We start from the raw sequence: 22,775 nt of genomic DNA on the forward strand, positions 1-22,775 counted from the left end.
TTTATTAACAACTATTGTGAAAGGTGTCTAATACATTAAGAAAAAGCAACCTCATTACCTTTATTCTCATAGTATCTAGTCTTAGATTCCCCTGATAACGTAATTACAAAGAATCTATTTAAATATAAATACATGATAAGTATAACTAACTTTTAATCAATAAGCAATTTAATCAAATTAAAAAAAGTCCTTGGTCAACTCTCAACCAAAGACTTCGTAGTTAATTTAATTTTCTTTCCGGTGCCGAATATTGAATGAATGACGACTGGAATGGCTCTTTCCATGGTTATCATTCCGGTGACCACCATGTTGGTGACGGCGGAAATTCTTACGCCGGTAGTGGTTGCCACCATGCGCATTATTTCGGTTGCCATTACGGTTATTCCGCTTGTTACGCCGTGGAAGGGGACGTTCAGGAGTAATCTTAACTGGAACTTCACTCGCAGCTTCCTTCGTCATGTTATTTAACAATGCTGCTACCAGGTCAGTTGCATTATGAGTTTCTAATAGCTTTTCAGCGGCTTCTTCATAACGATCAGTTGAATCCTGCGCGATTAATTCATCGATATCATTAAAGGCTGAGGCAACTTGACCCTTAAAGGCTTCTTCAGCTGTTGGTGGCTTAAGTGGCAGCATCCGTACCCGGGTTAATTTTTCAATCTCATGAAGGTAATCCATCTCATTTGGGGTAACAAATGTTAGTGACACACCATGATGTCCGGCCCGTCCTGTTCGGCCAATCCGGTGAACATAGCTGTCTGGGTCAGATGGAATATCGTAATTATAAACATGCGTAACCCCGGAAATGTCTAAGCCCCGAGCAGCCACATCTGTTGCAACTAAGATATCAAGTTCATTGTTCTTAAACTTCCACATGATCTTAGAACGCTTATCCTGAGTAAGGTCACCATGGATACCAGCTGCATTGTAGCCACGCGCAATCAAGCCCTTCGACAATTCATCTACCCGCCGCTTTGTCCGACCAAAGACAATTGTTAAATCAGGATCTTGAACATCAATCAAGCGGGTCATGATGTCAAACTTTTCATAGTCACGGGCCCGAACATAGTACTGATCAACTAAGTCAGTAGTCAATTCCTTGGCCTTGATCCGCACAGTTTCCGGATCAGACATAAATTGAACCCCAATTCGCTTGATTTCTGGTGGCATGGTTGCTGAGAAGAGCAATGTTTGCCGATCATCTGGTGTTTCCTTGATGATTGATTCAATATCCTCTAAGAATCCCATGTTTAGCATTTCATCTGCTTCATCGAGGACAAGGGTCTTAATGTGGTCAAGTTTAACTGTATGACGGTTAATATGGTCACGTAACCGTCCAGGGGTCCCCACAAGAATTTGAGGGTGTTGCTTCAAACTCTTAATTTGGCGCCGAATATCTGCCCCACCATAGACTACCTGCACGCGAACATGTTTATCTTTACCAAGACGATAAAGTTCTTCTTGGGTCTGAATTGCTAATTCACGTGTTGGTGAAATGATAATTGCTTGAATATTGGGATTTTCAGTATCAACGTTTTCAATAATTGGCAATCCAAAAGCGGCCGTCTTACCAGTCCCGGTTTGTGCTTGACCAATAACATCCTTACCTTCAAGAACCATTGGAATCGTTTGTTCTTGGATTGGTGTTGCTTCTTCGTATCCGCTCCGTTTGATTGCTTTTAATAGGCTATCGGATAAGCCTAATTCACTAAACTTCAAAAATTTTCCTCCTAAAAATGACCAGTCGATTCATGATATAAGCATCAGTAATCGACTGGCAAATATATTAACTATTCTGCTTTTAATGCCGTCAAGACTTCTTCTAGGTGAATGCCATGGCTTGCTTTCAATAGGACAATATCTTCACCTGTCAAAGTAGCCATAAGATCGGCAATTAATTGTTGAAGGTCACTGGCAGCATAATGATGGATATCTTCAGCTGGGTAACCTTCTTGGATCAACTTATCTTTAAGATTTTTCATTTGTTCGCCTACAAGGTAAACACTAGCAATCTTTTGGTGGTCAATCTCTTCTGCTAAGCTAGCATGCAACTTTGGCGCAGCATCCCCTAATTCCAGCATATCCCCTAATACGGCGATCCGGCGACCATCTACTGGTGTTTCTGCAATCGTCTTAAGGACTTCCTTGGCAGCGGTTGGGTTTGAATTGTAAACATCACTTAAGATCTGTTCACCATTCTTTCCTTTAACCCATTCAGCACGATTTTCCGTTAATTCAACGTTTGCCAACGCTTGCTTCATGTGAGCGGGAGTAATATGCAGAATCTTCCCCACTTCCATAGCCGCTAACGCATTATTAATATTGTATTCACCAACCATTGGAATAGTGAATTCTTCATCTGGCCATTCGTTGACAGTAAATGATAGCTGTCGTGGTTCATCGTGGACACTTGTTGCATACAAATTATTGCTTAGTTGCCGACCAAAGCGCATCTGTCGTTGGGTAAGATCTTTTACCCGTTCCTCTAATAATGGTTCATCCCCATTAAATACTAGTGTTCCATCTTCCTTTAGGCCGTGGGCAATTTCCATCTTTGCATCAGCAATCTTATCACGAGTCCCGAAGAATTCGATATGTGCTTCCCCGATCATTGTAATAACGGCAATGTCAGGATTTACAAGCTTACTTAAGAAGTCAAGCTGGCCAAAACGGTCCATGCCCATCTCAACTACCACTGCTTCGGTATTAGACTCCATGTTAAGAAGCGTTACTGGAACCCCAATCTCATTATTAAAATTAGCATATGTCTTCGTGACATTAAACTGCGTACTTAAGATTGACGCAATCATGTCTTTAGTCGTTGTCTTACCATTGCTGCCCGTAACTGCAACAACAATCGGATTGATCTTATGCAAGTAGTATTTACCTAGTTGTTGAAGGGCCGCTAGTGGATCATTAACGACTAATAACGGGTGCGTCTGATCTGTTATCTCATGGTCACTAGCCCATAAACTAGCTACTGCACCATTGGTAAAAGCACTCGGTACGTATTGGTGGCCATCTTGGGCACCTTGCAACGGAACAAATAAGCTCCCTTGATCTAAGTGTCGACTGTCAAATGACACATTAGTCACTTCTACGTCTTTCCACTGTTCAATGTCATTTTGTGCGTTGATCGCCTTGGCAATTTCCGCTAATTTCATTTTCATGAAAAAGATACCTCTTCTTTTGATACTTTGGTCTAGCTTTTTAATTATATCACCCTCACTGATATAAGGCGATTAAAAACGATAAGTCATGAGTAAAAATAGCAAAGACTGAGAAAAAGCAAAAGCTTTTTCTCAGCCTTGTCTCATTATGAATTTATTACATTTGACGCAACCGTTCAATTCGCTTATCTAGCGGTGGGTGGGTGTCAAATAGATTTGAAAAAGGATGGTGCTTAGCGTTCTTTTCTGGATCGCTAATATATAATGCCGAACTGCTTGGATCCACATGCTTCATTGGTACAGCAGTTTTTAGCTTTTCTAATGCGCTAATCATCCCTTGTGGATTACGTGTTAATTCAACAGCCCCTGCATCGGCTAAGTATTCCCGATTACGTGAAAGGGCCATCTGCGCAATGGTTGCTGCTAATGGCGCTAAGATAATCAAGAGAATCGAACCAAGGATTGCGAAAACACTTGATGGATTATCCCGGTCATCACTGCTGCTCCGACCACCAATCCACCAGAAATTTCCAGCAAAATTGACAAGCATTGCGATTGCGGATGCTAAGGCTAACGCAATCGTTTGCAGACGGATGTCATAGTTACGAACGTGAGTCATTTCATGGGCCATTACCCCTTCTAGTTCTTCACGATTCATTTTTTCCATCAAACCAGTAGTAGCGGCCACAGCAGCATGCTCAGGATCATTACCAGTCGCAAAAGCATTGGGACTTGGGTCATGAATGATATAGACTTTCGGCATCGGCACCCGTGCAACTAAGGCCATATCTTCAACAATATGCCAAAGTTCTGGCGCATCACTCGCTGATCGTACCTCTGTCGCATTATTCATTCGCATCACTACATCAGTCGACTGACCAATGATCACGGACATATAGATCACCGCAATAATCGCCGCAATGATCATGCCGCCAATCGCTGTCCGCGCAAATAAATAGCCAATCGCGGCCCCAATTAAAGCAAGCAATACAAAGAACCCAAACATCACCAAAATTGTTTTTCGTTTATTACGGGCAATTTGCTGATATAACATGCTTAATCACCTAAATCATCAAATGAAACTTTTGGCACAGCCTTGGCTTCTTCTGGCACTTGTAAGTAATCCATTTGTTGGAAGTGATGAATTTTAGCCACAATATTGCTTGGGAAAGATTGAATCTTAGCATCTAAAGCCGCCACAGTACTGTTGTAAAGCTGCCGGGAATAGGCAATCTTGTTTTCAGTATTGGTTAATTCTTCCATTAATTTTTGGTATTCAGCACTTGCTTTTAAGTCTGGATAATTTTCAGCGACGGCAAACAATGTCCGTAAAGTTCCCGTTAATTCATTGGAAACTTCCATTTTTTTAGCATGATCGCTGTCTGGAATACTATTTAATTCCGTCCGCAGCTTTGTCACCTTTTCCAAAGTTCCCGCTTCATACTTGCTATAGCCCTTAACTGTTGAAATTAAGTTAGGGATCAAGTCGTTACGTCGTTGTAATTGAACATCAATTTGACTCCATGATTCTTGTGCGTGTGTCCGCAATTGAATCAAACTGTTGTAAAGTCCTGCATAAATAGCAATCAACAAGACAATGACAACAATTACAATAATAAGGGTCATTTTTGTTCCTCCTCTAAAAATATTTGTTCTTAATTTTACCAAAAACTTAAGGATAGTGTTAGGATTACCGAATATTTTAGCAAAATATTATCTTTTTCGGTATGATAGAAGTATAAATGAGGTGATTACATGAACGTTTTATTTGTCTGCTTAGGAAACATTTGTCGGTCACCAATGGCTGAGGCAATGTTTAAGCAAATGGTTGATGACGCAGGATTAAATGGCAAAATCAATGTTGATTCTGCTGGAACAAGTAACGAAGAAGAAGGAAATGGTCCCCACCCAGGTGCCGCAAAGACAATGCACGCACACGGGTTATCAACGGATGGCTTAATCTCACGCCCAATTACACGACAAGACTTCGAGTGGGCTGATTACATCATCTGCATGGATAATATGAACAAGTACAACTTGCAACGCATTGCACCAGCGCAAGATCGTGATAAAGTCCACTTAGCATATGAAGTAATTCCTGGCAAAGAAGATCAAGAAATTCCTGATCCTTGGTATACTCACCGCTTTGAAGATACTTATAATAGCCTAAACGAGACATTGCCATTATGGCTGGATAAAATTACTAAAGAATTGTCCTAACAACAAAAGAGGTTTGGAAAATAAATTCCTTGCCTCTTTTTATAGTTTAAATTGATTGTATCCCGTAATTTCAACGTCTCTAGCTGTTAGCTGAACCTTCATCAGCGCGCCGTTATGTAAGTTTTCATACTTATATCCAGGTTCGCCATACATCCCCGCAATGTATTGAATGATCGATCCATGAGCTACTACAACCACATTACTTCCGTCAGGTAAGCTTTGCAAAAAGGCAATTGCCTGCTCTACACGGGCATTTAATTCATTACTATCTTCTGCAAGGTGGGCCGGATCCGCAGCTTTCAGCAAGTCATGCGCTTTTTCAACGCCAAATTCATCAACTAATTCACCGATACGCCGAAATCGTTTGCCTTCAAGATAGCTTGCCCAGATAGCGCCTTCTTCATTACTATGACCTTCAAAAGACCCATAAAATACCTCGCGGAAGAACTTCTTTTGAATTGGCTCCTTCATCGTTGCAGTTGGGTGATCCGCAATTAAAAGCCGTGCAGTATCAACCGCTCGTTTTAAATCACTGGAGAAAAGGTAATCGATCCTTAAGTCCGCTAAAACTTGGCCGATCTTTTTAGCATTCATCTCTCCTTTTTCTGTAAGCGGGGTATCTGACCATCCTTGCAGGCGAGCAAACCGGTTGAAGTACGTCTCACCGTGCCGGACAAAGTAAACTGTGATTGCCATTCGATAACCTCCATTATAATTAGGCGACTGCTGGCGTGCCTAACCATTCAATCATATCTTTCATTTTAGCAGTTATTGCATCCGTTCCGGGAAGTAATAATTTCCGTGGATCATATCCTTTTTGTTCCTTATTGAGGTCTAATTCATTTTCAATATACTTCCGGGTTGCATCTTGGAACGCTAACTGGAATTCAGTATTGATATTCACCTTTGCGATCCCCATTGAAATTGCTTTTTGAACCTGTTCTCTAGGAATCCCCGAACCACCATGAAGCACGAGCGGAATATCAATCGCATTCGCAATTTCTTGAAGGCGGTCAAAGTCTAACCCTGGCCAGTTAGCAGGGTAAATGCCGTGGATATTACCAATCCCACAAGCAAGACGGTCAACGCCCATCGCCGCAAACGCCATTGCATCTTCAACATCAGCAAGTTCCCCACTGCTGGTATCCTGGTTTTCTCCCACTTTTCCGATTTCGGCTTCAACCGCAATGCCGCGTGAATGCGCTAATTGGACAATCTCTTTGGTTTTGGCGTAATTTTCTTCAATCGGCAACTTATGGCCGTCAAACATGACTGATGAATATCCTAAGTTAATACACTCAATTGCTGCATCATAGTCACCATGGTCAAGATTCAGGATAACTGGAACTTTAATTTCCATTGCATCCATCTGGTCCTCAACCATATCTTTAACAAATTTATAACCACCCATATACTTGGCAGCTCCCATTGAAACTTGGATCAGTACTGGGGTATTAGTCTCCGCGGCCGCCCGCAAAATTGCCCGGGTCCATTCAAGATTATTAATATTATATGCTCCAATTGCGTATTGATTCTTCCGTGCGTCATCAAAAAGTTTGTTTCCGTTATCAAAGTAAGCCATCATTCTTCCTCCTAAATTACCTGTAACTTCTGTTTGCTCGCTAATTCGATATAATTAATCATTTGTAAAAAGCTTTCAATCTCGAGACTTGCGCGCCCGATTAGTGCCCCATCAACATTTGGTTTACTCATAATTTGGCCAATGTTCTCGGGATTAACACTGCCACCATAGAGTATTCGGACTTGCGCGCCAATCTCATTACCATACATTTCAACCAGGCTTTGACGAATTGCCTGACATCCCTCTTCTGCAATGTCGGGATTTGCTTGATGCGTGCTCCCAACGGCCCAACTTGGTTCATATGAAATAACAATCTGTGATAGTTTGTTAGCCGGTACCCCTTTAAGGACACTTTTTAGTTGGCGAAATACATAATGAATTTTTCCGTTAACTTCTGTTTGGACCATCTCTTCGTCTGTACAAATAATCGGAATAATGCCAGCATTGAGGGCTGCTAAAACTTTTTGATTAATTGAATCATTACTCTCGTTAAAAAGGCGCCGGCGCTCTAAATGTCCTAGCATCACGTATGTCACGCCCGCATCTGCTAAACTTCGCATACTAATTTCTCCAGTATATGGTCCCTCTAACTCAGCAGATGCATTTTGAGCAATAATTTGTAAGTTAGAAGATCCCGCCACTTTTTTCATGTTATATAGCGAAACTGCTTGTGCCGCGATCCCGATTTCTTTATTTGCCGGGAGCTTTTCTTTAATTGCTTTAACAAACGCAACGGATTCATGAACGTTTTTATTCATTTTCCAGTTCGCAATAATAAACGGTTTGCGCATTCCTTTACCTCCTTAAAATAGCAGTCTAAATAAGCGTCGACTGTATTCTTCTTTTGCATCAAAAGGTCCAGCGGTTACACTAATTCCTTCACGATGGTTCCCTAAGAAATCTGTATCAAAATCACGGGCAGTCTCGGGAGTAGCACCAACTGCGATCACCCGACTGGTATCTTCATTCAAATAGTCGCAAATATTACTATCAAGAAATACCCCATCTTCATTTGAATCGATGCGGATCTTAACGTCTTCTTGCTCATCATTCATAAAAATATTTCCTGCTTTATTAGCTGGAATATAGCTTCGTTGTCCACTGGCTAGACCAACATAAGCGGCATTATCATCGCTAATATGATTATCAATTGGTTGTTCGCTTGCCTGTTCGTGGGCAAATGCAATTAATTTTGCCATTTCACTCCGGAGGTTCTTCCGGATAAAGACATTGTTATAGAAACAGGAAGAATCGTAAGGAGCACTTTCTGTCACATTTTGTTGATAAAGGCGGTGGTAGTAAGGATCATTTTCAGCAACATTCGTATTGCTTAACCATTCCACACTGCCATTAATTAGGTTATGAACGAGAAGGACGCCCTTAGATTCGAGCTTAAGCGCACAATCTGATAATAAGAAATTGTTATCAATCAAGGTCACACCCATCGAATCCTTAATTTCAATATCTTCACCCAGAGCCGCCACTAAGTCCTCCCGATTTTCGTTTGTGACTTCAAATGAATCTGGCAATGAATTGTTATAGAACACATTCCGTGAAATTTGGGTATCTTCAACCTTGCCGCCAAGCCAAATTCCGCGCGTGCAATCATGAATGCAATTGCGTAAAATCTTAGCCCCAATCGCTGGTGAAAGGTTGATCGCACTAACATCATCACTGACAAGGTTTTGCCGGACGTTAATGTTATAAATACTATTGTGTTCAATAATCGGTGATGGGTTGCCTTCAACACCGATAATTCCGGTCTGCCCGCAATCATGAATCGTATTGTTCTTAATCCGATGTGGATAAACCTTATCATCGTCAATGGTTGGAACAATATTTCTACCAAGGGAAATCCCGGAACACTTAGCGTGAGAAATGTCACACTTAGCAATCTTCCATCCTTGACCACGATTAGTACCAATAATCCCCTTATTATATTGCGAAGATGCCCACCGACAAGCAGCCTTCGTCATTGTAAAGCCAGATAGGATAAGGTGATTGAGCCCTGCTTTTTCTGGGTAAAAACACGTCTCCCGGAAAGTCAATTCAACATGTTCATCATTAGGATTTTGCTCTTGAAAGTTCGCATAGATTACCGTTGCATCTTCTGCTGGTAACTGTTCGGTATACCAGGTATAACAAGTAAATTTCCGGTCTCGTGATAGTTTATTTTCGCTTGGTGTTTCAACTTTTGCTAACTGATCAACCTCGTACATTGCTTTATTATTCAAGAAGATTTCACCAGCATGATTAAAGGTTTGATCGACTAAAATGTTGTATGGATTATAGTCACCAAATTCGGCATTAGGGAGTTTTAATTGCCATACTGGACCAGCAACATGCTGCCAGTCAGTAACACGGTCAGCACCCGTAATGATTGCCCGATTTTGCTCAGCAGACGCATAAATAATCGGCTTATCACTAGTGCCGGAATATTGCGGATGAACTTCTTCATGATATTCACCCGGCATTACTTGGACATAATCCCCCGGTTGAGCGATATCTGCCGCTTGTTGGATGTACTTAAACGGAAACTCTTGTGAACCATTACCATTTTCAGAAGCATTAATATCAACAAAAATTTGCATTTTATTCAATCCTTTCTACCATGCATAGCTTTCCACAGCTTGTCGTCCCTTGCCAGTCGCGTTATCCAGGATTATGCGCTGTTCAATCCTTGCCACATTCTGTTTTGTTTCTTTAACCATATCTGGATTAACCGAAATATAATCAATCCCTTGTTGAATTAAGAAAGATGCTAATTCAGGATATTCAGATGGTGCTTGCCCACATATTGAAACCGTCTTGTTATCTTGGTGAGCAGTCTTAATAAGGTGGCTAATCGCCCGCTTTACCGCAAGATTACGTTCATCAAAGAGGTGGGCCACTGTATCATTATTCCGATCACAGCCTAAAATAAGCATTGCTAAATCATTGGACCCAATCGAATAACCATCAACATACTTGTTAAATTGATCCGCCAAGATGATATTACTTGGGATCTCAGCCATCATGTATACCTTAAAATCAGGTCCGCGGTGTAATCCGGCTGCTGCCATTAAGTTTGTAACTTTATCGGCTTCGGCAACGGTGCGGACAAACGGAATCATTACATTGAGGTTCTTTAACTGGAATTCTTGACGTACCTTTTTTACTGCCGCAAGTTCTAGTTTGAAAGCTTCGATATATTTAGGATCATAGTATCGAGAAGCGCCACGCCATCCCAATAAGTCGGCAGGTTCATGTGGCTCATATTTATCACCGCCCGTTAAGTTACGGTATTCGCCTGACTTAAAATCTGAAAAACGTAAAACCATCGGCCGTGGAGCAATTGCCCGGGCCACTTTAGCAATCCCATCTGCTAACATATCAACAACTTTTTCGGGATGACCAGTTTCAATTAAGTAGAGGGGATGGTCATGAATATAAGTCGTCCAAAGAAATTCTTCTCGCATTAAGCCAATGCCATCAACAGAGAGTTCTGCATATTTTTCTGCTAGTTCTGGATCGCCTAAATTCATCATGACCCTGGTTGCAGTCGGCGCGTAATATTCTGCATGGTGACATTCCGTTGTCTCCTTTTCCCCGTTAAATTGTTCTGCGAGATCGCCTTGATAAACGACCCCATTTTTAGCATCAACGGTTACTTGTGCGCCATCCTGCAGCATTTCAGTAACTGCTTGCCCACAGCTCTTGGTGCCAACGATACATGGGATCTGCATTTCACGAGAAACAATTGCGGCATGGCAGGTCATTCCACCATTATCGGTGATGATTGCTGCTGCTTTTTTCATTGCCGGTACCCAGTCAGGAGAAGTCATCAACGTTACTAATATTTCTCCTTCTTCAAATTCATCAATATCTTTCGGGTCAGCAATTACGTGCACCTTTCCAGTAGAAACGCCTGGACTTGCTGGTAATCCTTTGACCAAGATTTTTTTAGTTTTGTTCATTGAGACAGTGGACTCCTTTGTTGCTTGCTTATTATTTTTATTCGACCAAACCGTTTCTGGACGAGCTTGCACTAGCCACAACCGATCTGTTCGTGCGTCTAGCGCAAATTCCATGTCCATGTAACAACCATAGTGCTTTTCAATTTCCTTTGCGTATCCTGCTAATTCATGAATTTGGTCTTCAGTTAGCGCTGGCCGGATTGCCCGGTCTGCTGGCACCGGTTCTTCATGCACTCCGCCACCAGGGGTTTGACACAATTCAATCGCCTTCGGAACTACAGAACGTTCTACTACTTGAAGATTATTTTTATTAATCACAAAATGATCTGGTGTTACTTTTCCTAAAACAATGTATTCACCTAATCCCCAAATCGTATCAATAACAATTTGAGCGTCATTTCCGTTCGCCACGTTAACTGAAAACATAACTCCGGAAGCTTTTGAGAAAACCATCATCTGAACGGCCGCCGATAAAGCAACTTTTTCATGAGGAAAATGTTGCTTATGCCGGTAATAGGTTGCCCGATCGGTAAACAAGGAAGCATAACATTCTTGAACCTTTGCTAATACCATTTCAGTTCCACGCACGTTCAAATACGATTCTTGCTGCCCCGCAAAAGAAGCATTTGGTAAATCTTCAGCGGTAGCACTTGACCTAATTGCTACAAATGGTTCAGTTTCACCCATTTTTTCTGATAAGGCTGTATAAGCTTTTTTGATTGTCATAGCGATCTCACTTGGCATCGGTGCTTCGACAATCATCTGCCGAATATGTGAGCAAACCCGATGAAGTTCATCAGCATTTTCATAGTCATTAATTTCGGCTAATAATTTATTAATTTGGTCGTTTAATCCCGTTTCCGCCATAAATTGACGATAAGCGTGAGTTGTCGTCGCAAAGCCATATGGAACTGGAATTTTCATTGCAGAAGTCATTTCACCTAATGAAGAGGACTTCCCACCAACGAGATTAACGTCAGAGCGATGCAATTCATCAAACCATAAAACATTCTTTTGTTCGCGTTTTTCCATTACTGCATCTCCTTAAATTCAATGTATCTCCTTCTTAGGCGGTTCCTAAAAAAGAGTCAAGAAATTTATTTACAGCAAAAAAATGAGCAAACGGTGGCATTCTTGTCCGTTCGCTCATCTGTTTACTTAAAATTTATTTTAATTTGGCTATTTTTTACTGTCATTGTGTTTTTCTTAATTTGGAATGGATTACAAATATCGCTAAAAATTTGCAAACAAAAAAGGACCGTGATATAAGTTAAGTTACTTTCATAAAAAGCAAATACGCAGTACAACAATGGCCTCCAACGTCCGGCTCAAAAATGAACTGGGCCCTGTCAAGTAGACAATAAAATATACAAAGTTTCTTAGGCAGCTTGATGCCGGTATTGTACCGGTGTTAAGCTGTCTAATTTTTCTTGATAACGTTTGTGGTTATAGAAATAGATATATTGATCGATTGAGGCCTTTAATGCTTCAAAGGTATTAAAGCTTTCGCCATAGTATGCTTCGTCTTTATAATGTCCCCAAAAGCTTTCCATTGGAGCGTTGTCGAGGCAGCGACCAGCTCGGGACATACTACGCGTCAATCCATGTTTAGCTGTAAAGTGGGCAAACTCCTTAGAAGTATATTGGAAGCCACGATCACTATGAAGTAATGGTTGAGCTTGTGGTTCCTTCATCAGCGCCTGCTTAATTGTCTTCATGACTAAGGGATTGTCATTACGCCGGCTGACGACATAAGCAATAATGGCATTATCGTATAAGTCTTTTACTGCGCTAAGGAAGGCGCGGTTACCATCTCCATAACTTAAATAGGTCACATCTGTCACCCATTTTTGATTAGGATGGTTGGCTGTAAAATCGCGGTTCAAACGATTAGGTTCAAAACTATTTCCTTTTACAATTGTACAAGTATGACGTGGACGCCGAATCACAGCACGTAGACTAAGCAGACTCATTAGGCGACGAATTCGTTTCACGTTATAGTGCTTGCCTAAACGGTTGTTTAATTCCATCTTAATTCGACGGTAACCCCACTTACCCTTCCTTTCGTTATAGATGGACTTGATTAAGGCCATTAGTTGCTTGTCCAAAAGTTGTTTGGGTGATTTCTTACGGTTTAACCAACGATAATAGCCTGCTCGGGACACTTGAGCTAGCAGACAGAGCTGACTAATTGATACTTGCCCTGAAAATTCCTTTAACGTCTCCTTAATCGCTACGCACCGACTATGGTAACTTACTTCTCTGATCTTTTCAGGGCTCTCAATTTTTTTAGGAAGAAATTCTCTGCTTCTAGGTCAGTATTACGTTTCTTGAGAGCCGCTAGCTCTAATTCTAGTTCTTCCTCACGGGTCAGTTTACGATTAGCTTGATCTTTGGTACGGTGTCCACGATGATCTTCTAGCCCCGCTTGCCCGTGTTCTTCATACTTTTTAACCCAATTATAAACTTGAGTGTAAGAGACACCGTACTTTTCGATTGCCATTTGGTAATTTTTATCATGGGTAATCGTGTCGTGGACAATCTTAAGCCGTTCATCGTAACTAAACTTCTTTGGTGGTTTCCTTTTCATCGTGGTAGGTCCTCCGGTAGTAGATAAGGTTTTACCACTAGTATATCGGCTAACCCACAGTCTTAGAACACTCTCACTAGAAATATGATATTTTTTACAGCACATACTCACTGTTAGCTGATGATTAAGGTAATCCTCTACTACCCTAAGTTTAAATTCGGTTGAATAATGGTGCCAATGATGAGTATCTTTTAAGCCTTCAATTCCATCAAGCTCATAATTTCGCATCCACCGTCTTATCGTTGTTCGATCTACCTGATATTGCTTAACTAAGCCCATCATTGGTTCCCCGGATAAAGCTTTGTTTACAATTTTTAGTCGTTGATTAAGATTATGTTTAGTTGTTCTTCTTGACATACAAAAACTCCCATCAAAATAGACATAGAATTTTGTATATTTCTGTGTCTACTCTAATGGGAGCATATCAAAAACCGAACATTGGAGGCCTATTGTTGCTTGCGGGGGCTCGAAAAAGAAGTCACAAGTGACTTCTGTCTCGCTCCCTTTAACGACCTGTCGTATATTTTTCGCTAAAATTCTTTTGCACATTTTGTGGTGCTTGCGTAAATGGTTCTGACTTAACAAATTTACCGCGGATCATCAACCGATTGGCCCCAGTAGCATCACAGGTGATCAAAGTAATAATCTTTTCCGGTGTATTATCTACCACATCAACCCGGGTCGCCGCAATGAATTCACGTTGATAAATCTTATATTCATAAACGCGATCCATGTTGGTGATATAAATCATCTGCCCCACCTTAGCATGATAGTACAATGGGGAAAATAGGATTTTACTTCCATGGGCCATATTATGACCAGCTAACGCATAGTTACCTTCCCCCATCTTCATGTCCGGACGAAGGGTTCCTGCTGCTAACGCAAGGGTTGTATTATCAACTCCATTAGCAATTGGAATCGTCATATTAATAGCCGGAACCGTAATTGCTCCAATGGTATTAATCGATTGCTTATTTGCACGAGCCTTAGCAGCCGTTTGCAAGTTAAGATCTTTGACACTTTGAAAATCATAGGTCGCTTTTTTCTTTTGGTTGCTTTGTACTGTCTGACGGGTAATCTCAGGTTTATAACTCCCTACTAAGTAAGACTTAATCTGTTGGTTAAAAATTAAGACAACTGAAATCAATAACAGTACAACAACCGCTGTCCACCGTAACCATTCAAATGATCGCTTTTTATCTTTTTTCACGATATTGAACTCCTTACTTTTTATTATGAACTTAGTATAACCTGCTTAATTAATTTTGAGTAGCCCCCTGCTTATTTTGCGAATTAGGATTACCGTTGTCATTTGGATCAAGCAAATACTCTTCAATTAACCGTACAATCTGTTTATTTTGTGGCAAGTTAGAGTGTTGAGCATCTTTTCCCGTAACCGTCATACTCGTATAATGGGCCACTTGTTTTTGATAAATGTACTTACCGGCATCGACGCTTCCTTCTGGGACGAGGCCATCGGATGTATAAGTTTCTGTCCCCGCGACCGAATAAACTAATAAGTTTTTAGGAATTCGACTTCGATACTTTACAAAATCAGAAAACATTTGCGTCGGATGGCTAACAGAAGATTCCGCAAAGTTGTATGGCGTTCCCAGTGTCATTAACCTTTTAATTGTAATCGCATCTTTATATTCAGAATAGTAATGTTCCAACCAATAAGTCCATACTAGACCCCCATTGGAATGGCCAAACGCCTTGAAGTTATTAAAATTATACTCTTCCGTCAATCGTTCAAAGGCTTTATTAACCATTTGCGCTTGTTTCTTTATATTTTGATAGCCATCGCGATTATTCTCAAAGCCAATCACGATAATCGGCTCGTTATCACCGCGATTTATCCATCCTTGCGAAACAATTTTACCGCTGTTCATTACTTCTAAGCGCAACACACTATGTTTTTTAGGGCTATCCTCGTTAAGTTTACGAATAAGCGGATTAAAGCGGTTTTGTGTTGCTGAGCTTCCAGGAACCATAATTATCGGCGACATTCTAGAATTATGTTGGGCAGCTAAATATTTATTTGTATCTTTCATCCAAAAATATGCTGGAATTGCCATTAGGACTAAGATCAATATTAGGCCAATCAATACTAAACGAGTATGGAGAATTGATTTAGTCATTCTTTTCATGACTGATCACGTCCTGTTCTGCTAATGTTAAGCGATTTTCAACAACTAGGGCCATTTTTACAAAGGGGATATAGGCAGCGATATCGATTAAAAGCAATACCAAGGTAAAAATCAAAATTCCCCAATTACCATTTGTCCCCAAAAAACTAATAAGGGGGCCCGGTGTCCCCTGCAAAACCGGGTAAGGCGTTGAAGGTATTAAGTGAATCGTAATCGCTAAACTGGCAAGGAGAATGTTTACAATCGGTAAGAAGACAAATGGGATCAGAAATAAGGGATTAAATACAACCGGTAAGCCAATCATTGTCGCATAATTAAAATTAAATAATGTTGGCAAGGCCGTCCAACGTGCAACACGATGCATATAGGAGCCATTAGAAGTTAACAGAATGGCAACTATCAAGGCAAGGATCAATCCATCGCCCCCAAAGTTAGCAAATGAATTATAAAGAGAACTGCCTAAAAACTCATACGGCACATTCCACGGAGTTCCATGAGCGAGCGCATAGTTCAAGTTAGCCGTAAATGAATCTCCAGATGTTAAGGCCATCGAAGTGTATGGAACGCCTAACCCTAACCAATCAAATATTGTTAACCCCATCGTAGCTAATAACGTCAGCCATAATTGCCGATGTTCTTGAGCGGTCGTAACTAAGGTAGAGTAACTTGTTGACCACGCATGATAAATCGTGTTGGAATTTAAGAAAAGAGCAACAGCTACTCCAAAAATAAGGCTAATTGTCATTGGTAGTATCGAACTAAATGATCGCTCTTGCAATAACGGCAGCGCATTGGTATTATCACCATCTTTTGGCGGGGTTAACCACCGATAAAGCTGGCCGATTCCATAACCAAGGATCAAAACGATTAGCAAACTGTTACCACTAAGGAGACGTTGGTAAAAGCTAAGTGAAAATTGTGGGGACGACTTACCATAACGATAAGACATTAGTAAAAGGGTCAAAATGGCCGTTATTCCAGCAAATTTACCGTCCCGACGATACCTTTTCGCAGTAAACTTTGCTGCCATATAAACAGTATAAATTCCCAGAATCCCTAAAGTTAATTGACTAATGCTAGTTAATACAAATTGAATAACCCGCAACACGTTCTGTGGCATTCCATCAAGGAAAGCAATATTATAAATAAATCCATCTGGTTTAAAAATAGTTTTCAAAATCATCTTTGCCATCGTTCCAATAAAAACAATGGGAAAAATCATAATTAATGTCTGCCGAGTTATCCTAACGAAAGAATAACGATGCAGGGCAATTATTCGATTAATTATTTTTTCATGCATAGGTAGCCCCCACTTTCTCAATTATCAATATTATACGCAGAGAAAGATCAATACTTAAAGACGCAAATAACGTTAATAATGATTTATTGGACTTAATTCAAAAAAGCCGGGAAAAACTTTCGCTTTTCCCGGCTTTTTTGAATTATAAGAAGTTCGATTACTTGAGACCGTACTTCTTGTTGAACTTGTCGACAGCACCGTCGGCTTGGGTAAACTTTTGCTTACCAGTGTAGAATGGGTGTGAATCTGAAGTAACTTCAACCCGAATTAATGGGTATTCATTACCGTCTTCCCACTTAACAGTTTCACTTGAAGTGGCTGTTGAGCCAGAGAGAAACTTGTAACCAGTAGATGAATCTTCAAAAACTACTGGATGATAATCTGGATGAATTCCTTGTTTCATAATTTATTACGCTCCTTTTGCCATGAATCATTGCCTGAAACATAGATAATCAACTTTAACAGGATACCACGATTTAAAGAAGTACGCAACTTCTAACCAATTTTTACTGAAGAATCGTCCTCAATAGAAACATTGGCATGAAGGCGATTAAGCTTCCATACAATTCGATCGTAACCCCGTAAAATATTTCCGGCATTATTAATTACAGTCTGTCCATCTGCCATTAATCCAGCAATGGTTAAAGCTGCTCCGGCACGAATCTCACCTGCAGAGACCTCTGCGCCATGAAGCTTTTCTGTATGTTTAACGATAATCATCCCATCATGCGCTTCAATCTTCATCCCCATTTTTTGTAATTGGGAAATGTGCTTTACACGCTTGGGATAAATGGTATCAACAATCGTACTATCACCATCAGCAAGAGACATCAATGGGGTAAGCGGTTGTTGTAAATCAGTAGCAAAACCAGGGAATGGCATTGTCTTAACCGTAACCGGATGTAAATGACTGGATTTTGGTACATAAATCTTATCGCTATCGATTTGAAGTTCAACACCCATTTCAATCATTTTACTGGTAAATGATTCTAAGTGTTCAGGAATAACATTATGGATCATAACCCCATCACCAAGCGCTGCTGCTAAGGATAGGTATGTTCCTGCTTCAATTCGATCAGCAATAATTGTATGAGTATTCATTGACTGAAGTGTCTTTACTCCAGTGATACGGATAGTATCGGTTCCAGCACCCCGAATTTTGGCACCCATATTATTTAAGAATGTTGCCAAATCAATAATTTCCGGCTCACGAGCTGCATTTTCAATAATCGTTGTTCCTTCAGCGCGAACAGCTGCTAAGGTAGCATTAATCGTTGCACCAACTGATACCATATCTAAAAAGATCCGAGACCCATGTAAGCCATTCGGCGCATCTAAATGAACAGTACCCTTTTCTTCGCTAACGGTTGCTCCAAGTGCTTTAAATGCTTTTAAGTGTTGGTCAATTGGGCGGGGGCCGATATTATCGCCTCCCGGAAATGTTAATGTCGCGCGATGGAAACGACCTAATAATGCACCCATAAAGTAATAGGAAGCCCGAAGACTTTTAATTGCCTTGCTTGGAAGTTCAGCTTCTACGATTTGTGTTGGATCAATATCTAAAACTCCGTGACTAAACTCGGACTTTACATTCATTGACTCCAAAATAATCATCAGATTGTGAACATCCAAGATATCTGGAACCGTGTCAAACTCTACAGGGGTATCCGCAAGAATAGCAGCTGGAATTAATGCCACTGTACTATTTTTGGCACCACCGATCGTGACTTCGCCAGAAAGACGGTTTCCTCCTTGAATGATCATTTTCTTCATTTCTGCGTTTCCTCACTTAAAAATTTTAGTCTGTTTTTCATTTAAGCTAAGTTAATGATTATTTCAGTTACAAAACAGTCAACTGTAATGATAATGAAATATCAAGAGAATTACAACCTTTTATAAACAATCTTAAAAAAAATCATAAGGTCAGGCCAAAAATTAGCATATTTAACTTAAAATTTAACAATTCTACTAAACAAAAAACAAGAGAAGTGACATTCTTGCCCCCATCTCTTGTATTAAATATATTATACACTTTAAATTTTTATTTGTCCTCAGCAGCTGCTTTTACAAATGCAGCAAATAATCCTTCTGGGTGGTTAGGACGCGACTTGAATTCTGGGTGGTATTGAGCAGCCACGAAGAATTTTTTATCAGGAATTTCAACTACTTCAACTAAATTCCGATCTGGGTTTACTCCAGAAATAACCAAGCCATGGTTTTCTATTTCTTGACGGTAGTCGTTGTTGAATTCATAACGGTGACGGTGCCGTTCACTGATCATTGATTGGTTACCATAAGCCGCTGCCGCAACTGTTCCTGGCTTAAGCTTACATGGATATGCACCAAGCCGTTGTGTTCCTCCCATATCTTCAATGTCCGCTTGATCTGCCATCAAGTCAATAATATTGTGTTTAGTGTTTGTATCAAATTCAGTTGAGTTTGCATCAGTGTAGCCCAATACATCTCGTGCAAATTCAATACATGCCGTTTGCATCCCTAAGCAAATACCGAGATAAGGAACATCATTTTCCCGAGCATACTTAATTGCAGTGATCATTCCTTCTACTCCCCGGTTTCCAAAACCACCAGGAACAAGAATCCCATCGTAGTCTTTCAATGTCTCTTCAACATTTTCTGGAGTAATGTTTTCAGCATTAAAGTGGTCAATCTTTACCTTAGCATTTACAGGATAACCAGCATGACGTAATGATTCATTAACTGAAATATAAGCATCCTGTAAGTCAGTATACTTACCAACCATCGCAATCTTAACGGTCTTAGTTAAGTCATGTTCAATATGATTTACCATTTCAGTCCATTCTGTCATGTCAGCTTCTGGCACGTTTAAACCAAAGTGGTCGACAACCAATTGATCCATTCCTTGCTTTTGTAAGTTTAACGGAATTTCATAAAGGGTATGAACATCCATTGATTCAACAACGGCTTTAGGATCAACATCACAGAATAAGGCGATCTTCTTCCGCATATCATCAGTAATTGGTTGCTCTGTCCGAACAACTAAAATGTTAGGTTGGATTCCCAAACCACGTAATTCGCGAACACTGTGTTGAGTTGGCTTAGTCTTCATTTCACCAGCAGCGCGAAGATATGGTACTAAGGTAGTGTGGATGTACAATACATTTTCACTGCCCACTTCTTCTTTCATTTGGCGAATAGCTTCCATGAATGGTTGTGATTCAATGTCCCCAACTGTACCACCAATTTCAGTAATTACAACTTCAGCATCGGTACTTTCACCAGCACGCTTAATCTTGTCCTTAATAGCATTAGTGATGTGTGGAATAACTTGTACTGTTCCACCAAGGTAATCCCCACGCCGTTCCTTCCGAAGAACTTCAGAGTAGATTTTACCCGTTGTAACATTTGAATATTTATTGAGATCATTATCGATAAAACGTTCATAGTGACCAAGGTCCAAATCGGTTTCTGTTCCGTCGTCAGTCACAAAAACTTCACCGTGTTGGTATGGACTCATCGTACCGGGATCAACATTGATGTAAGGATCGAATTTTTGAATTGCAATCTTTAGGCCCCGATTTTTTAATAATCGTCCTAAAGAGGCAGCAACGATTCCCTTTCCTAATGATGATACAACTCCACCGGTTACAAAAATGTATTTCGTCATTGTCGTCTACTCCTTTTTTATATTTGCGGGTGTGATAATAGAAAAAACTCCCTATTTCAAATAAAACACTGAAACAGGGAGCTTATTTATCTACGAACTTATTGGCCTGTCTTTACAGGCGCCCAAGAAAGATAATACAGGGTCAATAAATAATAGTCAAGCACAAAGTTGAAAATTATTCGTCATCCTCGTCTTCATCTTCTTCATCATGTAATTCTGATAGCTGACCTTCAATACCATCATCAAGATCATCATCGTCGTCACTGAAGTCATCAGTGTCGTCATCATAATCATCTTCAGAATCGGTGTCATCGTCAGTATCAAGATCCTCATCTTCGGGATCATCATTGTCATAGTCAATTACATCGTCATCGTCATCGGTGTCTGCGAGGAAGGCATTGACTTTACGCCGCTTCTTCTTTGGACGATCATCCTCTTCATCTTCTTCGTTTTCACCAACTGTGGCTTCATCGATAGATTCGAATGGGTACCAAGCACGCAGACCCCAGGTGTTGTCACCAAGGGAAATAAAACTGCCATCAACATTTAAGTCAGTATAGAACTGTGCAAGACGTTCACGAATTTCCTCATCGCTCTTACCCAGATATTGCTGAACCTCGTTGGTCAAATCAACAAACGCCATCGCTTCTCCATGGTGAGCTAAAATAGCGTGTGCGACTTCAATCATTGAAAGTTCTGATTTGTCCTGACCGTCAAAAACCTTTAAATCCAAATTGGTGCACATCCCTTCAAAAAGTCTAAACTACATCATACAATATTAGGCCGCAAATTGCAATTCTAGTTGGTAACTCCCTATTAATTGTCCCGCTTGTTTTAGTTGGTACTTGACAGAAAGGTGACCAGCCGGGGCCTTTACATCAACGTTTTTTTCCAAACTCTCTGTTAACACGTCAATTTTAATCATGCCGTATTCTGTTTGGTACCGCATGATAGTTTCTTGTGTCGGGTCCAAAAATAGGTTTGTTTCGACATTTCCACGCCTTCTTAAGCGGATCAGCTCATCCTCAAATTTAATTTGCACCGGCGTTTCTTGCCCGTCTTGGTGTTCAATGTACCTTAAATAATACTTACCATTCATTTCGACAAAAGTACCTTCTTCAGTAAAGGTAAATTTTTCTTGCTGTCCATTTTGATCAATAATCGTTGAGAGATTTACATGAACAGGAATTACACTTTTGATAATAAACTCCTCCTTTCACTTTGCTCATCGTCATTATTATACTCTTTTTACCAATAAATACCCCGTGAAACATCCACGTTCTCGTGAGTTCTTGTATAATATAGATATATTATTTCATAGAAAAGAAGAAGTACGATGCCTAATTATAAGAATCAGTGTTTTCAACAGTTTATTCAACCTTTAACTCCAGCGGATAATCTTTCGTCTTTCATCTATACCAACGCTTTATTACGTTCAGCTAGCGAACTCAAATATCCCCTTCTTCATTTTTGGACATTAGAGGATACGGTTATTTTAGGATTAAAAGATCAACGATTACCGCATTTATCAACTGCCCTTGCTTCACTTACGCACCGCGGTTTCCACTATTTCATGCGTAATTCAGGGGGATTAGCAGTTGTGAGTGACGACGGTATTTTAAACCTATCAATTTTCTATCCATGGCACCTCGAAGATCATGAATTAACTATTGATGAAGCATACCAGCGAATGGTCGACCTAATTCAGGCAGCTTTCCCTAGCCTAGAAATTGCCACTGGTGAAATCACGCATTCGTACTGTCCAGGAAGCTTCGATATTAGCGTTAACGGCCAAAAGATTGGTGGAATTTCTCAACGACGGAACAAAATGGGAGTTACAGTAATGCTTTACTTAAGCGTCTGTGGTAATCAGCAGGATCGGGGTAAGCTAATTCGTGACTTCTATGATACAGGGTTACAGCAAAGCCAAAACAAGTGGCATTTTCCAGATGTTTGGCCAGGAGCGATGACAACTATCTCTAAAGCCCTCAACACGCAATTAAGCGTTCAGGATGCGATCCAGCGAATCCAATCAGTCGTTCAAATCATTGCTCCTGACAGTCTCAACAACTTAATGTGGTCGCCTAATTTTATATCAACCCTCAATAAAGAACTAATCAGCATGGAACGTTTACAAGAACGTTTAGAGAAAGAAGATTAA

General features: G+C 40.4%; 21 protein-coding genes. 2 read left to right on the top strand and 19 right to left on the bottom strand.

What is annotated here, in order from left to right:
- Positions 1-225 precede the first annotated feature (225 nt).
- The 4 genes from cshA to LMC10_RS03655 all read right to left on the bottom strand — a co-directional run bounded on the left by cshA (position 226) and on the right by LMC10_RS03655 (position 4,796).
- Positions 226-1,719: a degradosome RNA helicase CshA gene (gene cshA / locus LMC10_RS03640; RefSeq protein ID WP_109885041.1), complete on the bottom strand. Its 1,494-nt coding sequence runs from the start codon at positions 1,717-1,719 to the stop codon at positions 226-228.
- 71 nt (positions 1,720-1,790) lie between these two features.
- Complete coding sequence (locus LMC10_RS03645) at positions 1,791-3,170, bottom strand: UDP-N-acetylmuramoyl-tripeptide--D-alanyl-D-alanine ligase (protein ID WP_229268953.1); 1,380 nt, start codon at positions 3,168-3,170, stop codon at positions 1,791-1,793.
- Between the two features lie 157 nt (positions 3,171-3,327).
- Positions 3,328-4,224: a zinc metalloprotease HtpX gene (gene htpX / locus LMC10_RS03650; RefSeq protein ID WP_019252335.1), complete on the bottom strand. Its 897-nt coding sequence runs from the start codon at positions 4,222-4,224 to the stop codon at positions 3,328-3,330.
- Between the two features lie 2 nt (positions 4,225-4,226).
- Positions 4,227-4,796, bottom strand: a complete 570-nt coding sequence (locus LMC10_RS03655; RefSeq protein ID WP_003667234.1) for a LemA family protein — start codon at positions 4,794-4,796, stop codon at positions 4,227-4,229.
- A 129-nt stretch (positions 4,797-4,925) separates the two neighbouring features.
- Here LMC10_RS03655 and LMC10_RS03660 point away from each other — a divergent pair, with 129 nt between their 5' ends.
- On the top strand, positions 4,926-5,390 hold the full coding sequence (locus LMC10_RS03660; RefSeq protein ID WP_003667233.1) for a low molecular weight protein-tyrosine-phosphatase: 465 nt from the start codon (positions 4,926-4,928) through the stop codon (positions 5,388-5,390).
- 39 nt (positions 5,391-5,429) lie between these two features.
- Here the strand turns inward: LMC10_RS03660 and LMC10_RS03665 are convergent, their stop codons facing one another.
- From LMC10_RS03665 to LMC10_RS03735, 15 genes are all read right to left on the bottom strand, one after another.
- On the bottom strand, positions 5,430-6,086 hold the full coding sequence (locus tag LMC10_RS03665; RefSeq protein WP_229268954.1) for a histidine phosphatase family protein: 657 nt from the start codon (positions 6,084-6,086) through the stop codon (positions 5,430-5,432).
- Positions 6,087-6,105: 19 nt separating this feature from the next.
- Positions 6,106-6,972, bottom strand: coding sequence for a class II fructose-1,6-bisphosphate aldolase (gene fba, locus LMC10_RS03670; protein ID WP_035160021.1), 867 nt, complete (start codon positions 6,970-6,972; stop codon positions 6,106-6,108).
- Between the two features lie 11 nt (positions 6,973-6,983).
- Entirely contained in the window at positions 6,984-7,763 is a 780-nt protein-coding gene (gene tpiA / locus LMC10_RS03675; RefSeq protein WP_035168228.1) for a triose-phosphate isomerase, read from the bottom strand.
- A gap of 12 nt (positions 7,764-7,775) precedes the next feature.
- Positions 7,776-9,563, bottom strand: a complete 1,788-nt coding sequence (locus LMC10_RS03680) for a right-handed parallel beta-helix repeat-containing protein (RefSeq protein ID WP_229268955.1) — start codon at positions 9,561-9,563, stop codon at positions 7,776-7,778.
- A 15-nt stretch (positions 9,564-9,578) separates the two neighbouring features.
- Positions 9,579-11,960 (bottom strand): phosphoenolpyruvate synthase, encoded by a 2,382-nt coding sequence (gene ppsA, locus LMC10_RS03685; RefSeq protein ID WP_229268956.1) that lies wholly within the window; start codon positions 11,958-11,960, stop codon positions 9,579-9,581.
- Between the two features lie 347 nt (positions 11,961-12,307).
- The gene (locus LMC10_RS03690) at positions 12,308-13,213 is read right to left on the bottom strand and encodes an IS3 family transposase (protein ID WP_324294050.1); all 906 of its coding nucleotides are present in this window, start codon (positions 13,211-13,213) and stop codon (positions 12,308-12,310) included.
- Positions 13,183-13,875, bottom strand: coding sequence for a helix-turn-helix domain-containing protein (locus LMC10_RS03695; RefSeq protein ID WP_229268958.1), 693 nt, complete (start codon positions 13,873-13,875; stop codon positions 13,183-13,185). Before LMC10_RS03695 ends, LMC10_RS03690 begins: the two co-directional genes overlap by 31 nt.
- A gap of 148 nt (positions 13,876-14,023) precedes the next feature.
- A complete protein-coding gene (locus LMC10_RS03700; RefSeq protein WP_019254257.1) occupies positions 14,024-14,728 on the bottom strand; it encodes a class A sortase in 705 nt (234 codons plus the stop codon).
- Between the two features lie 49 nt (positions 14,729-14,777).
- Entirely contained in the window at positions 14,778-15,668 is an 891-nt protein-coding gene (locus tag LMC10_RS03705; RefSeq protein ID WP_229268959.1) for an alpha/beta hydrolase, read from the bottom strand.
- Positions 15,652-16,968 (bottom strand): PTS transporter subunit EIIC, encoded by a 1,317-nt coding sequence (locus LMC10_RS03710; RefSeq protein WP_229268960.1) that lies wholly within the window; start codon positions 16,966-16,968, stop codon positions 15,652-15,654. The genes LMC10_RS03705 and LMC10_RS03710 overlap by 17 nt, the downstream gene beginning before the upstream one ends.
- A 157-nt stretch (positions 16,969-17,125) precedes the next feature.
- Positions 17,126-17,371 (bottom strand): type B 50S ribosomal protein L31, encoded by a 246-nt coding sequence (locus LMC10_RS03715; RefSeq protein WP_003665599.1) that lies wholly within the window; start codon positions 17,369-17,371, stop codon positions 17,126-17,128.
- A gap of 92 nt (positions 17,372-17,463) precedes the next feature.
- Positions 17,464-18,741, bottom strand: a complete 1,278-nt coding sequence (locus LMC10_RS03720) for a UDP-N-acetylglucosamine 1-carboxyvinyltransferase (RefSeq protein WP_003671285.1) — start codon at positions 18,739-18,741, stop codon at positions 17,464-17,466.
- 268 nt (positions 18,742-19,009) lie between these two features.
- Positions 19,010-20,614, bottom strand: a complete 1,605-nt coding sequence (locus LMC10_RS03725; protein ID WP_229268961.1) for a CTP synthase — start codon at positions 20,612-20,614, stop codon at positions 19,010-19,012.
- Between the two features lie 175 nt (positions 20,615-20,789).
- A complete protein-coding gene (gene rpoE, locus LMC10_RS03730; protein ID WP_172401344.1) occupies positions 20,790-21,347 on the bottom strand; it encodes a DNA-directed RNA polymerase subunit delta in 558 nt (185 codons plus the stop codon).
- A gap of 45 nt (positions 21,348-21,392) precedes the next feature.
- The gene (locus tag LMC10_RS03735) at positions 21,393-21,803 is read right to left on the bottom strand and encodes a YwiB family protein (RefSeq protein WP_229269016.1); all 411 of its coding nucleotides are present in this window, start codon (positions 21,801-21,803) and stop codon (positions 21,393-21,395) included.
- Positions 21,804-21,950: 147 nt separating this feature from the next.
- Between LMC10_RS03735 and LMC10_RS03740 the strand changes: the two genes are divergently transcribed.
- Positions 21,951-22,775, top strand: a complete 825-nt coding sequence (locus tag LMC10_RS03740; protein WP_229268962.1) for a lipoate--protein ligase family protein — start codon at positions 21,951-21,953, stop codon at positions 22,773-22,775.

The sequence above is a fragment of the Limosilactobacillus reuteri subsp. simiae genome (assembly GCF_020784875.1).
GTDB classification, from domain to species: domain Bacteria; phylum Bacillota; class Bacilli; order Lactobacillales; family Lactobacillaceae; genus Limosilactobacillus; species Limosilactobacillus reuteri_H.

Bases quoted from the DNA above. Each gene is read 5' to 3' on its own strand.
- LMC10_RS03655 (WP_003667234.1), bottom strand. From the start codon at position 4,796: ATGACCCTTATTATTGTAATTGTTGTCATTGTCTTGTTGATTGCTATT.
- LMC10_RS03725 (WP_229268961.1), bottom strand. From the start codon at position 20,614: ATGACGAAATACATTTTTGTAACCGGTGGAGTTGTATCATCATTAGGA.
- tpiA (WP_035168228.1), bottom strand. From the start codon at position 7,763: ATGCGCAAACCGTTTATTATTGCGAACTGGAAAATGAATAAAAACGTT.
- LMC10_RS03740 (WP_229268962.1), top strand. From the start codon at position 21,951: ATGCCTAATTATAAGAATCAGTGTTTTCAACAGTTTATTCAACCTTTA.
- LMC10_RS03665 (WP_229268954.1), bottom strand. From the start codon at position 6,086: ATGGCAATCACAGTTTACTTTGTCCGGCACGGTGAGACGTACTTCAAC.
- LMC10_RS03715 (WP_003665599.1), bottom strand. From the start codon at position 17,371: ATGAAACAAGGAATTCATCCAGATTATCATCCAGTAGTTTTTGAAGAT.
- LMC10_RS03710 (WP_229268960.1), bottom strand. From the start codon at position 16,968: ATGCATGAAAAAATAATTAATCGAATAATTGCCCTGCATCGTTATTCT.
- htpX (WP_019252335.1), bottom strand. From the start codon at position 4,224: ATGTTATATCAGCAAATTGCCCGTAATAAACGAAAAACAATTTTGGTG.
- ppsA (WP_229268956.1), bottom strand. From the start codon at position 11,960: ATGGAAAAACGCGAACAAAAGAATGTTTTATGGTTTGATGAATTGCAT.
- LMC10_RS03645 (WP_229268953.1), bottom strand. From the start codon at position 3,170: ATGAAAATGAAATTAGCGGAAATTGCCAAGGCGATCAACGCACAAAAT.
- LMC10_RS03680 (WP_229268955.1), bottom strand. From the start codon at position 9,563: ATGCAAATTTTTGTTGATATTAATGCTTCTGAAAATGGTAATGGTTCA.
- LMC10_RS03660 (WP_003667233.1), top strand. From the start codon at position 4,926: ATGAACGTTTTATTTGTCTGCTTAGGAAACATTTGTCGGTCACCAATG.
- LMC10_RS03695 (WP_229268958.1), bottom strand. From the start codon at position 13,875: ATGTCAAGAAGAACAACTAAACATAATCTTAATCAACGACTAAAAATT.
- LMC10_RS03720 (WP_003671285.1), bottom strand. From the start codon at position 18,741: ATGAAGAAAATGATCATTCAAGGAGGAAACCGTCTTTCTGGCGAAGTC.
- fba (WP_035160021.1), bottom strand. From the start codon at position 6,972: ATGGCTTACTTTGATAACGGAAACAAACTTTTTGATGACGCACGGAAG.
- LMC10_RS03705 (WP_229268959.1), bottom strand. From the start codon at position 15,668: ATGAAAAGAATGACTAAATCAATTCTCCATACTCGTTTAGTATTGATT.